Raw genomic sequence first — 14,156 nt, 5'->3', positions numbered from 1 at the left:
CGCTAGGCCGTGGGCACCTCGGCGGCGAGGATCGCGCCCAGCACGCCGTTGACGTACTTCGGCGACTCGTCGGTGGACAGCGCCTTCGCCAGCTCCACGGCCTCGTCGATGACCACGGCGTCGGGCACGTCGTCGACCCACAGCAGCTCGTAGGTCGCCATCCGCAGGATCGCGCGGTCGACGTCGGGCAGCCGGTCCAGGGACCAGCCCGCGGTGTGGGTCTCGATCAGCTCGTCGATGCGGCCCGCGTGCTCCGCGACACCCTCGACCAGCCGGACGGAGTGCTCGGGCACCGGCGGGTTGCCGTCGGCGACCCGCTCGGCGAGCAGCTCCAGCCGCGCCCGGCCGCGGACGTCGGCCTCGTAGAGGACGTCGACCGCGCGCTTGCGGGCCTTCGTGCGTGCAGCCATGGAGTGGTCCGGGCGATCAGTTGACGCGGCCGAGGTACCGGCCGTCGCGGGTGTCGACCTTGAGCTTCTCGCCGGTGGAGATGAACAGCGGCACCTGGATCTGCGCGCCGGTCTCCAGGGTGGCGGGCTTGGTCCCGCCGGTGGAGCGGTCGCCCTGCAGGCCCGGGTCGGTGTGCTCGACGACGAGCTCCATGGTCACCGGCAGCTCGACGTAGAGCGCGGTGCCGTCGTGCATCGCGACGGTGACCTCGGTGTTGTCGAGGAGGTAGTCCGCGCCGCCGCCGACGGTCTGGGCCGGCACGTAGATCTGGTCGAACGTGTCGCCGTCCATGAAGACGAAGTCGGTGCCCTCCTTGTACAGGTAGGTCATGTTCCGCTTGTCGACGGTGGCGGTCTCGACCTTCGTGCCGGCGTTGAAGGTCTTGTCCACGACCTTGCCCGAGAGCACGTTCTTCAGCGTGGTGCGCACGAAGGCGCCGCCCTTGCCGGGCTTCACGTGCTGGAAGTCGGTGACGGTCCAGAGCTGGCCGTCCAGGTTGAGGACGATGCCGTTCTTCAGGTCGTTGGTGGTAGCCATCTAGAGAACCAGCAGTTCCTTGCTCGTGAGGGTCAACAACTCGGGCGCGTCGTCCGTGACGATCAGGGTGTCCTCGATCCGGACACCACCGTGCCCCGGGAGGTACACCCCCGGCTCGACGGTGACGGCCATGCCGGCGGCCAGACTACCCGCGCCCAGCTGACCGATGCCCGGCGCCTCGTGGATCTCCAGCCCGACGCCGTGCCCGAGACCGTGCGTGAAGTGCTCCCCGTGGCCGGCGGCGACGATGACGTCGCGGGCAGCGGAGTCCACGGCGACGACGTCCGCGCCGACCGCGAGGGCCGCCCGGCCGGCTGCCTGCGACTCGGCGACGAGGGCGTAGATCTCGCGCTGCCAGTCGGCGGCGTGCCCCAGCACGAGGGTGCGGGTCATGTCGGAGTGGTACCCGTCGACGGTCGCGCCGAAGTCCAGCTTGAGGAAGTCGCCGTCGGCCAGGACCGTCGCGTCGGGCCGGTGGTGCGGGATCGCGGAGTTCGCGCCGGTGGCGACGATCGTCTCGAACGACGGCGCCTCGGCCCCCAGCGCCAGCATCCGGGCGTCGAGCTCACGGCCCACCTGCAGCTCGGTGCGGCCGGGGCGGAGCGCCCCCTCGGCGGCGAGCTCGGCCAGCGCCTGGTCGGCGACCGCGCACGCCCGGCGCAGCGCCTCGATCTCGCCGTCGTCCTTGATCGCCCGCTGGGCCTCGACGGCGCGGCGGACCGAGGCCAGCTCCGGCACCGTGCCCCCGGCGGCGGCGTCGGTGAGCACCCGCTCCAGGCCGTGCAGCCCGTCGACCGTGAGGTCGTGGGACTCATAGCCGATCCGCCGGGCGGGCGGGCTACCTGGACGAGAGCGCACCGCCTCCCGGGCCAGCGCGGGCACGGTCGCCCGGTCGACGAGCAGCTCCACGTCGGGCACCTGCGTGCCGGCCTGGGTCGTGTAGCGGCCGTCGGTGCCGAACAGGTCCCCGCCGTCGGTGCGCACGAGAAGCGCCCCGTTGGAGCCGGTGAAGCCGGTCAGGTACCGCACGTTCACCAGGTTGGTGACCAGGACGGCGTCCAGCCCGCGCTCGGCGGCCGTGGCCCGCAGCGCGTCCCGGCGCGCCCTGCTCACGAGAGGCCCTTCAGCACCAGCCACTGCAGCGCCAGCACGTACCCACCGACCCCGAGCCCGGCGATGACGCCGTCGGCCGCACGGGAGACGTAGGAGTGCTGCCGAAACTCCTCGCGCCGGTGGATGTTGCTGATGTGCACCTCGACGACGGGCGCTGTCACCGCAGCGATCGCGTCGTGCAGCACCACGGAGGTGTGCGTCCAGCCGCCGGGGTTCACCACGACCGGGTCGCCGGAGTCGGTGGCCTCGTGGATCCAGCGGAGCAGCTGGCCCTCGTCGTCGGTCTGGCGCACCAGCACCTCGACGCCGAGCTCGCGGGCGGCGGTCTCCAACAGCTCCACCAGTTCCGCGTAGGTCGTCGTCCCGTAGATCTCGGGCTCGCGCGTGCCGAGCCGTCCGAGGTTGGCGCCGTTGAGGACGTGGATGGTCATGGGTGGTCTCCAGATACGGCGGCCCATGCGGCGTCGAGCCAGGCCTGGTCGGGGTCGGTCAGGATCCGGGGGCTGCCGAGCCCGTCGAGGACGACGAAGCGCAGCGACGCGCCGCGGGCCTTCTTGTCCACGCGCATCACCTGCTGCAGCCGGTCCCAGTCCCCGGAGTAGGTCGTGGGCAGCCCCATGGCCGCGACCAGGTCGCGGTGCCGGGCCACCTCGTCCGGGGTCAGCAGCCCGGCCTCGCCGGCGAGCGACGCGGCGAAGACCAGGCCGACGGCGACGGCCTCGCCGTGCCGCCAGCCGAAGTCCTCGATCCGCTCGATGGCGTGGCCGAGGGTGTGGCCGTAGTTGAGGAACTCGCGCACACCGGTGTCGAGCAGGTCCTCCCCCACCGCCCGGGCCTTGACCCGCACCGCGCGCTCGATGAGCTCCTCGGTGTCGGCGCGACCGGTGGGATCGGCGTCGAGCAGCTCGAGGATGCGGCCGTCGGTGATGAAGCCGCACTTGACGACCTCGGCCATGCCGGAGCGGAACTCCGCGTCGGGCAGGCCGGCCAGCAGGTCGGTGTCGGCGAGCACGGCGGCCGGTGGGTGGAAGGCGCCGACGAGGTTCTTGCCGGCCGCGGTGTTGATGCCGGTCTTGCCACCGACCGCGGCGTCGACCATGCCGAGCAGGCTGGTGGGCACCTGGACGACGCGGATGCCCCGGGTCCAGGTGGCGGCCAGGAAGCCGGCCAGGTCGGTGACCGCTCCCCCGCCGATGCCGACGACGGCGTCGGAGCGGGTCAGCCCGAGCCGGCCGAACTCCTCCCACACCTCGGCGGCGACCTGCGCGGTCTTCGCCGCCTCGCCGTCGGGGACGACGACCGCCTCGGCGGCGACCCCGGCGGTCTGCAGGACCTCGACGGCGGACCCCGCCGCCGCGGCCAGCGGCGCGGAGTGGACGACGACCACCTTCGGCGTGCCGGCCAGCACGAGCGAGAGCTCGGTCTGCGCGCCGGCGCCGATGACGACCTCGTAGGGCTGCTCCCCGGCCACGGGGACGCGGCGGGTCACCGGCCCACCTCCGGGGTCAGGACGGCGAGCACCTCGGCGACGACCTCCTCCGGTGTGCGCCCCGCGGTGTGCACCCGCTGGGTGGCCACCTCCGCGTACATGGGGGCGCGTTCCTCCAGCATGGTGCGCAGCATCGCGCGCGGGTTGACCGCCAGCAGCGGCCGGTCCCGGGAGAGCCCGACCCGGCGGGCGGCCGACGCGACGTCGACGTCCAGCCAGACCACGGCGCCGCCGGACCGGCCGTGGGCGACGAGCAGCTCCCGGGTCGCGGGACTGGTCACCGCGCCCCCGCCGAGCGCCAGCACGCCGGCGTGCTCGCCGAGCGCCCGGGCGACGGCCTTCTCCTCGAGCGCGCGGAAGTACGGCTCGCCCTGCTGCACGAACAGGTCGGCGATCGTCGTCCTGGTCTCGGCCTCGACGTCGCGGTCGGTGTCGCGGAACGGCAGCCCGTGGGCCTCGGCCACGGCGGTGCCGACCGTCGTCTTGCCCGCCGACGGCGGGCCGACGAGGACCAGGGCCGGACCGCTCACCGGTAGGGCAGCGCGTCGAGGTAGGCCTGGACGTTGCGCCGCGTCTCGGCGACGGAGTCGCCGCCGAACTTCTCGAGCACCGCGTCGGCGAGGACCAGCGCGACCATCGCCTCCATGACGACGCTGCCGCGGGGCACCGCGCACGCGTCGCTGCGCTGGTTGATCGCGACCGCGGCCTCGCCGGTGGCCACGTCGACGGTCTGCAGGGCGCGGGGCACGGTGCTGATCGGCTTCATGGCCGCCCGCACGCGCACGACCTCGCCGTTGGTCATGCCGCCCTCGATGCCGCCCGCGCGGTCGGTGAGGCGCTGGATGCGGCCGCCGGTGGTGACGATCTCGTCGTGCGCCACCGAGCCGCGGCGGCGGGCGGTCTCCAGCCCGTCGCCGACCTCGACGGCCTTCACCGACTGGACGCCCATGAGCGCTCCGGCCAGCCGCGCGTCGAGGCGGCGGTCCCAGTGCACGTGGCTGCCCAGACCCGGCGGCAGGCCGTGCACCACCACCTCGATGACGCCGCCGAGGGTGTCACCGGTCTTGCGGGCGTCGTCGATCTCGGCGGTCATCCGCTCGCTGGTGGCGGGGTCGGCGCAGCGCACCGGGTCCTCGTCCAGGCGCGGGTTGTCCTCCGGGCCGGGCACGATGCCGTCGGGGGCGACCACCGGGCCGATGCCGACCACGTGGCTGACCACGGCGGCGCCGACGGCCTGGCGGAGGAACGCCTGGGCGATCGCGCCCAGGGCGACCCGGGCCGCGGTCTCCCGGGCGCTGGCCCGCTCCAGGACCGGCCGGGCGTCGTCGAAGCCGTACTTCTGCATGCCGGCCAGGTCGGCGTGCCCGGGCCGCGGCCGGGTGAGCGGCGCGTTGCGGGCCTGACCGGCGAGCACCTCGGCGTCGACCGGGTCGGCGGCCATGACGGTCTGCCACTTGGGCCACTCGGTGTTGCCCACCTGGACGGCGATCGGCCCGCCCTGGGTGCGGCCGTGCCGGACGCCCCCGGTCAGGGTGACGACGTCCTGCTCGAAGGACATGCGGGCACCCCGGCCGTGCCCCAGCCGGCGGCGCGCCAGCTGGAGGTCGAGGTCGGAGGTCTGGACCTCGACCCCGGCCGGGAGTCCTTCGAGGATGGCGGTGAGCTGCTGGCCGTGCGACTCACCGGCGGTCAGCCAGCGCAACATGCGGGCGATTGTGCCGTACGGCTCCCCCGGGCCCGGGAGCACGGGTCACCCGGGCGGGACGGCGCCGATCGCGAGGGCAAGGACCGCACCGGCGAGCAGCGGCGGACCGAAGGGCACGGTGCTGCGCCAGCCCGCCCGGCCGGTCGTCACCAGCAGCACCGACACCGCCGCACCGACGAGCAGGCCGAGGAAGATCCCGGCCAGGAGGACGCCCCAGCCGAACCAGCCCAGGACCAGCCCCAGCAGGCCGAGGAGCTTGACGTCGCCGAAGCCGAGCGCGGCCGGTGAGACCGCGGCCGCGCCGGCCGGGACCGCGAAGGCGGCGGCCCCAGCGAGCGCCGCGCGGACCAGCGCCTCCCAGGTGCCGAGCACGGCGGCGTCCACGACCGCGGCCAGGACGAAGACGCCGGCCGCGGGCAGGAGCACCCGGTCGGGCAGCCGGTGGACGGCCAGGTCGACCCCGCCCAGGACGACGGCCGCGCCGGCCACCCAGAGCAGCCCGCCGGTGATCGGGCGGACGCCGCCGAACAGAGCGGCGGCGCAGAGCAGCCCCGCGGTGAGCGCGGTGACCACCACGTCGCGGCGCGGTGCGGCGGCGGCCCGGGCCGCGAGGCGACCGGCGGTCCGGGACAGCCACGGACCCAGCGCGAGCCCGAGCAGCACCGCGGCTCCGGCGAGCACCGGGCGGGAGACGTCCATGCCCGCGTCAGCGACCGGGGAGCGCCGCGTCCAGGGCCGCGCGCATCGCGGCGATCGGGGCCTGCATCCCGGTCATGAGCTCGACCTGCTCGGTGGCCTGCCAGAACAGGACCTCCAGGCCGCCGATCACGGTGCCGCCGGCCGCCGAGACGCGCTCCGCCAGCGGCGTCGGCCAGGGCGCGTAGAGGACGTCGAGCACGGTCTGCCCGGCCTGCCAGTCCAGCGCCGCGACGGCGGGCTGGCCGTCCACGGGCACGGTGCTGATCACGACCGGAGCGGCCACCCGGGCGCCGTCCAGCGACCGCACGGTGGCCGCCACCCCCAGGGTCTCGAGCACCCGGACGACGTCACCGGCACGACGCGGGTCGCGCACCACGACGTCCACCTCGCGCGCGCCGAGGGAGGCCAGCGCGACCGCGGCCGCGGTCGCCGTGCCACCGGCGCCCAGGATCACCGCGCGGGGAGCGGACTCCACGCCGGCCAGCTGCAGGGCCATGCCGATGCCGGCGACGTCGGTGTTGTGCGCGCGCCAGCCGGCATCGGTGCGGACCAGGGTGTTCGCCGCCCCCAGCAGGGCCGGCAGCGGCTCGACCCGGTCGGCGACCTCCACGGCCATCTGCTTGTTCGGCATGGTGACCGAGAAGCCCCGCCACTCGGGGCCGAGCCCGGCCAGCAGCTCGGCCAGGTCCTCGGGCCCGAGATCGAGGGCGTCGTAGGTCCAGTCCGTCAGCCCCAGCGCGGCGTAGGCCGCACGGTGCAGCAGCGGGGAGAGCGAGTGGGACACCGGCCGCCCGAGGACGGCGGCCCTCATCCCTCGGGGTTCTCCGCCAGCCACTGCCGGAACAGCAGCACGTTCCGGTCGTGCTCCGCCTTGGTCGCCGCGAACCGCGTGTCGCCGGTGTCGGGGTCGACGACCACGAAGAAGCGCCAGTCACCCTCGGCCGGGGCGAGCACCGCGCGCAGGGCGTCCTCGCCCGGGTTGCTGATGGCGCCCGGGGGGAGGCCGGTGTGGACGTAGGTGTTGTACTCCGACGGGTTGGCCCGGTCGGCGGCCGTCGTCGTGATGCCGCCCTTGCCGTTGGCGTAGTTGACCGTTGTGTCCAGCTGCAGCGGCATGCCGTCGGCGAGCCGGTTCTCCAGCACCCGGGCGACCTTCGCCATGTCCTCGGCGCCGGCGGCCTCGGCCTGCACGATGCTGGCCTTGGTGATCCAGGTGAGGCGCTCGGCCTCCGGGACGCCGAGGCCGTCGAAGGCCTGCTCGGCCCGCGCCACCATCGCGCTCAGCATGTCGACGGCGGTGTCACCGGGCTCGAAGTCGTAGGTCGCCGGGAAGAGGAAGCCCTCGAGCTTGCCGTCGGCGTAGGGCGGCAGGCCGATCGCGGCCGGGTCGCCGGCCGCGGCCTGGAGCTCCTCGAGCGGGGTGCCGGTGTCCCCCGCGAGGCGGGCCAGCACCTGCACGACGGTGAGACCCTCGCGCAGCGTGACGCGCGAGACCTGGCGGGACGCGGGGTCCAGCAGCAGGTCCAGGGCCGACGCGCCGCTCATCTGCAGCCGGAGCGTGTAGACACCGGGCTGGATGCCGGTGGCGTCGGGGTTGTCCTTGGCTGCGCTGACGAACGGGCCGGTGGAGGCGACGACGTCGGCCTCGTCGAGGGTCCGGGCGATGTCGCTGAGCGTGTCGCCGGAGTTGACCCGGATGTCGACGCTGCCGGTCCCCGCGCCGGAGTAGTCCTGGGCGGTCGGGTCCAGCAGGCCGAGCAGCCGCTGGCCGCCCAGCACGATGCCCGCGACGATGGCGCCGAGCACCAGGAGGGCGAGCAGCACCGCGAACGGACGACGGCGACGGCGACGGCGTGCCCGGTCGGTGCGCGGGTCGTACGGGGCGACCGGGATCTCGTCGTCGGTCAGCGGACCGTCGGTCTCCCCCGCCAGCTCGTCCTCGCCGGGGAAGAGGTCCTCGTGCCGGTCGTGATCCTGCTGGGCCTCGGGCTGCTGCTCGGGCAGCGCCACGGTGGCCGGGTGCTCGACGGCGGGCCCGGTGCGCCGGGACCGACGGAGACCGCGGCGCCGGGGGGACTCCTCGTCGACGTTCGCCCCGATCACGTCGAGGGCGCCGGTCTCCTCCTCCCACGACGCGGGGTGCGCGTCCGGGAGGTCGTCGGGGGCGGCGTCGCCGGGTCGGCCCCCGACCCGCGGCGTGGCCACGGTCGGGTCGTCGCCGGATCCGGCGGAGCCCTGGGCCATGCGGTCCCAGATGCCGGTCGGCATCGGGGGCAGCGGGCCCGAGGGGTGCTGCCGGCCGAAGCCGTGCGGGTCGGGGCGGCCGGTCTGCGGGTGGTCCGGGTGGTCGGTGGACCCGTAGGCCCACCAGTCCGGCTCCACGAGCGGTCCGGTCGCGTCCGCGCCGCGGTCGATCAGGCCGGATCCGGGACGGACCCCACCCCGGTCGGCGGGGCGCGGCGGACGGACGGGTGAGCCCGGCGGGTAGCTGCCGCCGGTGGGGGTGCCGGGACCGGTCCACATGGACGCGGGGACCCCACCGGTCGAGTCGTCGGAGGAGTGCCTCCCCCGACGCGGCGGCCCGCCGGGCGCGCTCACGCGGGCGACCGTCGGCTGTCGAGGTACTGCTGCAGGATGACCACGGCGGCCGCCTGGTCGATCACCGGGCGCGAGCGGCGGCTGTCGATGCCACCCTCGCGGAGGTGACTGGCTGCGGTCACGGTGGAGAGCCTCTCGTCGATCATCTGGACCGGCACATCCGCTATGCGGTCGGCCAGTTCCTGAGCGTAGTTGCCCGCATCGACGGCCGACGCGCTCGACGCACCTGACAGATGCCTCGGCTCTCCCACCACCACCTCGGTCACCTCGTGTTCCACGACCAGGGCCACGAGACGGTCCAGATCCGCGCCGCTCTTGGCCCGGTTGAGCGTCTCCAGCGGGCTGGCCAGGGTGCCGGTCGGGTCCGACAGCGCCACGCCCACGCGCACCGTGCCGACGTCGATGCCGAGCACCCGGCCGGGTGGCGCGCCCGCCCCGGACCGGCGCGGCGGCACCTTGAGGTGCTGCGGCCAGCCGCCGGACAGGTCGATCTCCGTCGTCTCGTGCTTCACCGGGGGGAAGCCCTGGCGGAGATCGATCTCGGTGGTCGGGTGGTAGGTCGGCTGCTCGCCGGTGGACGGCCGAGGCCGCGCCGGGGGCACGGCCGGCAGCGACCGGCGCTTCCTCCCGACGGGACCGGTGTCCCCCGGGTTCTGCCCGAAGTCGGACTCGGTACCGCGCTCGTCGGAGCTCCCCACGGTGCTCACCTCCCACTGGCGGCCGCAACCGCCTGTTCGCCGGCCTGCAGTCCCGCGGGGATCCCCGCGGGATCGGTGCCGCCCCCCTGGGCGACGTCGGACTTGCCGCCTCCACGGCCACCGACAGGGGCCGAAGCCGCCTTGAGGACGTCGTTGGCCGACAGCCCCTGAGCGACCGCGGCCGGGTTGAGCGCCGCCACCAGTGCCACCTTGCCACCGGACTCCGATGCCAGCAGCACGACCGACGGCTTGTCTGCGGCCAGACGGCCGCGGACGTCGAGGGCGAGCGTGCGGAGGTCGCCGCCCCCCAGGCCCGCCGGGGAGCCGGTGACGACGGCGACGCCGCCCACGTCCTTCGCGGAGCCGGCGAGCTGGCCCGCGGCGGCCAGCGTCTGCTGACCGCGCAGGTCCGCGAGCTCGCGGTCCAGGTCCCGGAGCCGGGCGACCATGCCGCTCACCCGCTCGACCAGCCCGTCCTGGGGCGCCTTGAGCAGCTCGGCCAGCTGGCGCACCAGGTCGCGCTCGCGGGCCAGGTAGCGGAAGCCCTCCAGGCCCACGACCGCCTCGACGCGCCGGGACCCCGAGCCCACCGAGGACTCACCGGTCAGCGCCAGCGTGCCGATCTGGGAGCTGCCGCGCACGTGCGTGCCACCGCAGAGCTCGCGCGACCAGGGGCCGCCGATCTCGACGACGCGCACCTGCTCGCCGTAGGTCTCGCCGAAGAGCGCGATCGCGCCGAACGCCTTCGCCTCGGGCAGCGTCATGTACGAGGCGGTCACCTTGTGGTCGGCCCGGACGGCGGCGTTGGCGACGTCCTCGATGTCGGTGCGCTGCTGGGCGGTGAGCGCGCCCTGCCAGGCGAAGTCCAGGCGCAGGTAGCCGGGCCGGTTGTAGGACCCGGACTGCAGGGCCTGCGGGCCGAGGACCTCGCGCAGCGCGGCGTGCACCACGTGGGTGCCCGAGTGCGCCTGGCAGGCCGACAGCCGCCACTCGTAGTCCACCTCGGCGGTGAGCTCCACGTCCTGGCGGAGCTCGCCCTCGAGCACGCGGATCTGGTGGGCCACGAGGCCCTTGACCGGGCGCTGCACGTCGATGACCTCGGCGCGGCCGCCGTCCCAGGTGAGGATCCCGGCGTCGGCCACCTGGCCACCGGACTCCGCGTAGAACGGGGTGCGGTCGAGGACCACGCGGACGATGTCGCCCTGCGCCGCAACCTCCGGCCCCTCCTCGTCGGCGACCAGCGCCAGCACCCGGGAATCGGTGCGCAGGGTGTCGTAGGCCCGCCAGTCGGTGGGGCCGTGCTCGGCCAGCAGCCGGCGGTAGGCCAGGACGTCGACCGACCCGGTGCGCTTGGCCCGGGCGTCGGCCCGGGCGCGGTCGCGCTGCTCCTTCATGAGGGCGCGGAAGCCGTCCTCGTCGACGGTCACGCCCTGCTCGGCGGCCATCTCCAAGGTCACGTCGATCGGGAAGCCGTAGGTGTCGTGCAGGGAGAAGGCCTGCGCGCCGCTCAGCGTGGGGGTGCCGGCCTGCTTGGCCGTGGCCACCGCGGTGTCGAACAGCGCCGTGCCGGAGGTGAGGGTGCGGCGGAAGGCCTCCTCCTCGGCGTAGGCGACGCTCGAGATCCGGGCGAAGTCGGTCTCCAGCTCGGGGTAGCTGGCCTTCATGGCCTCCTTGGAGACCGGCAGGAGCTCGGGCAGCGTGGCGTCGTCGACACCGAGCAGCTTCATCGAGCGGACGGCGCGGCGCAGCAGCCGGCGGAGGATGTAGCCGCGGCCCTCGTTGCCGGGGGTGACGCCGTCGCCGATGAGCATCAGCCCGCTGCGCACGTGGTCGGCGACCACGCGCAGCCGCACGTCGTTCGTGTGTCCTTCCCGCCCACCCGAGCCGTACGTGACCCCGGCGAGCTCGGCGGCCCGGCGCAGCACCGGCGCGACCTCGTCGATCTCGTACATGTTGTCGACGCCCTGCAGCAGGTAGGCCACGCGCTCGAGGCCCATGCCAGTGTCGATGTTCTTGTTGGGCAGCTCGCCGACGACCGTGAACTCCTCCTTGCTGCGGACGTCGGTGAGCTCGTACTGCATGAAGACGAGGTTCCAGATCTCCAGGAACCGGTCACCGGCGGTGTCGACCAGCGGGCCGCCGTCGGGGCCGAACTGCGGACCGCGGTCGAAGTAGATCTCCGAGCACGGACCACCGGGGCCGGGCGCCCCGGTGTGCCAGTAGTTGTCCTTCTTGCCCAGCCGCTGGATGCGCTCGGCCGGGAGGCCGGCGATGCGCTGCCAGGCCTCGGCGGCCTCGTCGTCGTCCAGGTAGACGGTGACCCAGAGGCGCTCCGGGTCGAACCCGAGCCCCCCGCCCTCGACGGACCCGGTGAGCAGCTCCCAGGCGTTCTGGATCGCGCCTTCCTTGAAGTAGTCGCCGAAGGAGAAGTTGCCGTTCATCTGGAAGAACGTGCCGTGGCGGGTGGTCTTGCCCACCTCCTCGATGTCGAGGGTGCGCACGCACTTCTGCACGCTCGTGGCCCGCGGGAACGGCGCGGGCTCGCGGCCGGTCAGGTACGGGATGAACGGCACCATGCCGGCCACGGTGAACAGCAGCGACGGGTCCGGGGAGACCAGCGAGGCGCTGGGGACGACGGTGTGGCCGCGCTGCTCGAAGTGCTGCAGGAAGCGGCGGCGGATCTCGGCGGTCTGCATCGGCGATCTACTCGGTTCTACGGGACCGGGGGCGGTGGGCGCCCCCGGCCGGGGGGATCAGGAGTCGGCGGCGTGCGCGCCGCGGCGCAGGGCGGCGGCGTCGCCCGCCTCGGGCAGCGGCGCGTCCAGGCCGGTGCCCGCGCGCAGCTCGAGCTCCCGCTCGGACATGGCGTCGCGGACGTCGGCGCCGAAGTCACCGATCGCGTCGGCGACGTCGCGCAGCCCGGCGGCGATGGAGGCGCCGATGCCGGCGGGGGTCATCTTCTCGGCCGCGGCGGACAGCTTGCGGACGACGAGCGCGCCGATGGTGATGCCCATGGCCAGCCAGAAGAGCCGGCGCATCAGGCGGCCCGCCGGGCGGAACGGCGGGCGCGGCGCTCGGCCTTGTCGCGGGCCGCGGCGTCGGCGAGGGCCTGCCCCTCGCGCTTCTTGCGGGTCGCGCTGCGCACGCCGTAGCTGAAGGCGGCCACCTTGATCAGCGGGCTGCCCAGGGTGGCGGCGACGACGCTGGTGAGGGCGGCGACGTTGCTCGAGACGTTGGCGGCGTTGCCGGTGATGTCGTCGACCCGCTCCAGGTTGCTGTTCACGTGCGCGACGGTCGTGCCGGCCTGGCTCAGGATCGGCGCGCTCTGCTCACGGACCTGGCGGATGGTCAGGGTGGTCTCGTCGAGCGTCCGGCCGAGCTTGAGCAGCGGGACGGCGACCAGCACCACCAGCAGCACCAGGGCCCCGGCTGCGACCAGCCCGGCGATCTCTCCTACGGACACGCGTGCTCCTGTTCTCAGGGGGTTCAGCGCCGGGAGCGGCTTTCCGGCCTCGTCACCCTAGTCGCGGGTGCGCGTGCGCCGGATGATCGCCCGCAGCTTGGCCAGCCGCTCCCCCAGCCGGGCCTCCGCCCCGCGGTTGGTCGGCCGGTAGTAGTCCTTGCCGACGAGGGCGTCCGGCAGGTACTGCTGCGGCACGACGCCGTCGGGGTGGGAGTGCGGGTAGACGTAGGTCTTCCCGTGCCCGAGCTTCTTCGCCCCGCCGTAGTGGGCGTCGCGCAGGCCGGGCGGCACCGGGCCGGCGAGCCCCGCCCGGACGTCGGCGACCGACTCCCCCATCGCCGCGGTGACCGCGTTCGACTTGGGCGCGGTCGCCAGGTGGACGACGGCCTGCGCCAGCGGGAAGTGGCCCTCGGGCATGCCGATGAAGGCGACCGCGTCGGCGACGGCGACGGCGGTGAGCAGCGCGGTGGGGTCGGCCATGCCGATGTCCTCGCTGGCGGAGATGACCAGCCGCCGGGCGATGAAGCGCGGGTCCTCCCCCGCCTCCACCATGCGGGCCAGGTAGTGGAGGGCGGCGTCGACGTCGCTGCCCCGGATCGACTTGATCAGCGCGCTGGCGACGTCGTAGTGCATGTCGCCCTGGCGGTCGTAGCGGACGGCCGCCTGCGCCACCGCCGTCTCCAGGGTCGCGAGGTCGATCTCGGTCGCGCCGACGGCCTTGGCCGCCCCCGCGCCGGACTCCAGCGCGGTCAGCGACTTGCGCCCGTCGCCGCCGGCGATGCGGATGAGGTGCTCCTCCGCCTCGTCGGTGAGCGTGAACTCGCCGTCCAGCCCGCGCTCGCTGGCCAGGGCGCGGCGCAGCAGCGTACGGACGTCGTCGTCGGTGAGCGGCTGCAGCGCGAGCACCAGGCTGCGGGAGAGCAGCGGGCTGACCACGGAGAAGAACGGGTTCTCGGTGGTCGCCGCGATGAGGCTCACGATCCGGTCCTCGACCGCGGACAGCAGGCTGTCCTGCTGGGTCTTGGAGAAGCGGTGCACCTCGTCGATGAACAGCACGGTGCGCCGGCCGGCGTACGTCAGCTCCTGCTTGGCGCTGGAGATGACCGCCCGGACCTCCTTGACGCCGGAGTCCAGGGCGGAGAGCTGCACGAACTGGCGCTTGGTGGCCAGCGAGATGACGTGGGCGAGCGTGGTCTTGCCGGTGCCGGGCGGGCCGTAGAGCACCAGCGACATCGGCTCGTCGGACTCGACCAGCCGGCGCAGCGGGGCGCGGTCGCCCAGCAGGTGCTGCTGCCCGACGACCTCCTCCAGCGAGCGGGGCCGCATGCGCACGGCCAGCGGCGCCCCCGGGTCGACGGCGGCGGGCCCGTCGTCCGGGGCGTCGAACAGGGAGGTCACGGTTCC

General features: G+C 74.4%; 15 protein-coding genes. All 15 read right to left on the bottom strand.

Going from position 1 to position 14,156, the window contains the following annotated elements:
• Positions 1–2: 2 nt before the first annotated feature.
• Complete coding sequence (nusB, locus tag DQ244_RS14990; protein WP_113812275.1) at positions 3–410, bottom strand: transcription antitermination factor NusB; 408 nt, start codon at positions 408–410, stop codon at positions 3–5.
• Positions 411–426: 16 nt separating this feature from the next.
• Entirely contained in the window at positions 427–987 is a 561-nt protein-coding gene (efp, locus tag DQ244_RS14985; protein WP_113812274.1) for an elongation factor P, read from the bottom strand.
• Positions 988–2,100 carry a Xaa-Pro peptidase family protein gene (locus DQ244_RS14980; RefSeq protein ID WP_113812273.1) on the bottom strand — a complete coding sequence of 371 codons (1,113 nt, stop codon included), beginning with the start codon at positions 2,098–2,100 and terminating at the stop codon, positions 988–990.
• The gene (gene aroQ / locus DQ244_RS14975; protein WP_113812272.1) at positions 2,097–2,531 is read right to left on the bottom strand and encodes a type II 3-dehydroquinate dehydratase; all 435 of its coding nucleotides are present in this window, start codon (positions 2,529–2,531) and stop codon (positions 2,097–2,099) included. Before aroQ ends, DQ244_RS14980 begins: the two co-directional genes overlap by 4 nt.
• The gene (gene aroB, locus DQ244_RS14970; protein WP_113812271.1) at positions 2,528–3,589 is read right to left on the bottom strand and encodes a 3-dehydroquinate synthase; all 1,062 of its coding nucleotides are present in this window, start codon (positions 3,587–3,589) and stop codon (positions 2,528–2,530) included. Before aroB ends, aroQ begins: the two co-directional genes overlap by 4 nt.
• Entirely contained in the window at positions 3,586–4,119 is a 534-nt protein-coding gene (locus DQ244_RS14965; protein ID WP_113812270.1) for a shikimate kinase, read from the bottom strand. The genes aroB and DQ244_RS14965 overlap by 4 nt, the downstream gene beginning before the upstream one ends.
• A complete protein-coding gene (gene aroC, locus DQ244_RS14960; RefSeq protein ID WP_113812269.1) occupies positions 4,116–5,294 on the bottom strand; it encodes a chorismate synthase in 1,179 nt (392 codons plus the stop codon). Before aroC ends, DQ244_RS14965 begins: the two co-directional genes overlap by 4 nt.
• Positions 5,295–5,339: 45 nt before the next feature.
• Positions 5,340–5,993: a prepilin peptidase gene (locus tag DQ244_RS14955; RefSeq protein WP_113812268.1), complete on the bottom strand. Its 654-nt coding sequence runs from the start codon at positions 5,991–5,993 to the stop codon at positions 5,340–5,342.
• Between the two features lie 7 nt (positions 5,994–6,000).
• A complete protein-coding gene (locus tag DQ244_RS14950) occupies positions 6,001–6,804 on the bottom strand; it encodes a shikimate dehydrogenase (RefSeq protein WP_113812267.1) in 804 nt (267 codons plus the stop codon).
• Positions 6,801–8,516, bottom strand: a complete 1,716-nt coding sequence (mltG, locus tag DQ244_RS14945; protein ID WP_113812266.1) for an endolytic transglycosylase MltG — start codon at positions 8,514–8,516, stop codon at positions 6,801–6,803. Before mltG ends, DQ244_RS14950 begins: the two co-directional genes overlap by 4 nt.
• Positions 8,517–8,587: 71 nt before the next feature.
• Positions 8,588–9,103: a Holliday junction resolvase RuvX gene (ruvX, locus tag DQ244_RS14940; protein WP_233491539.1), complete on the bottom strand. Its 516-nt coding sequence runs from the start codon at positions 9,101–9,103 to the stop codon at positions 8,588–8,590.
• A 191-nt stretch (positions 9,104–9,294) separates the two neighbouring features.
• Positions 9,295–11,985 (bottom strand): alanine--tRNA ligase, encoded by a 2,691-nt coding sequence (gene alaS / locus DQ244_RS14935; protein ID WP_113812265.1) that lies wholly within the window; start codon positions 11,983–11,985, stop codon positions 9,295–9,297.
• A 57-nt stretch (positions 11,986–12,042) separates the two neighbouring features.
• Complete coding sequence (locus tag DQ244_RS14930; RefSeq protein WP_113812264.1) at positions 12,043–12,327, bottom strand: hypothetical protein; 285 nt, start codon at positions 12,325–12,327, stop codon at positions 12,043–12,045.
• Positions 12,327–12,752: a DUF948 domain-containing protein gene (locus DQ244_RS14925; RefSeq protein ID WP_113812263.1), complete on the bottom strand. Its 426-nt coding sequence runs from the start codon at positions 12,750–12,752 to the stop codon at positions 12,327–12,329. Before DQ244_RS14925 ends, DQ244_RS14930 begins: the two co-directional genes overlap by 1 nt.
• 57 nt (positions 12,753–12,809) lie before the next feature.
• Positions 12,810–14,150, bottom strand: coding sequence for a replication-associated recombination protein A (locus tag DQ244_RS14920; protein ID WP_113812262.1), 1,341 nt, complete (start codon positions 14,148–14,150; stop codon positions 12,810–12,812).
• Positions 14,151–14,156 lie beyond the last annotated feature (6 nt).

It is taken from the genome of Blastococcus sp. TBT05-19, from assembly GCF_003319095.1.
Lineage (GTDB): Bacteria > Actinomycetota > Actinomycetes > Mycobacteriales > Geodermatophilaceae > Blastococcus.
This window is presented reverse-complemented; position numbering and strand designations above follow the sequence as displayed.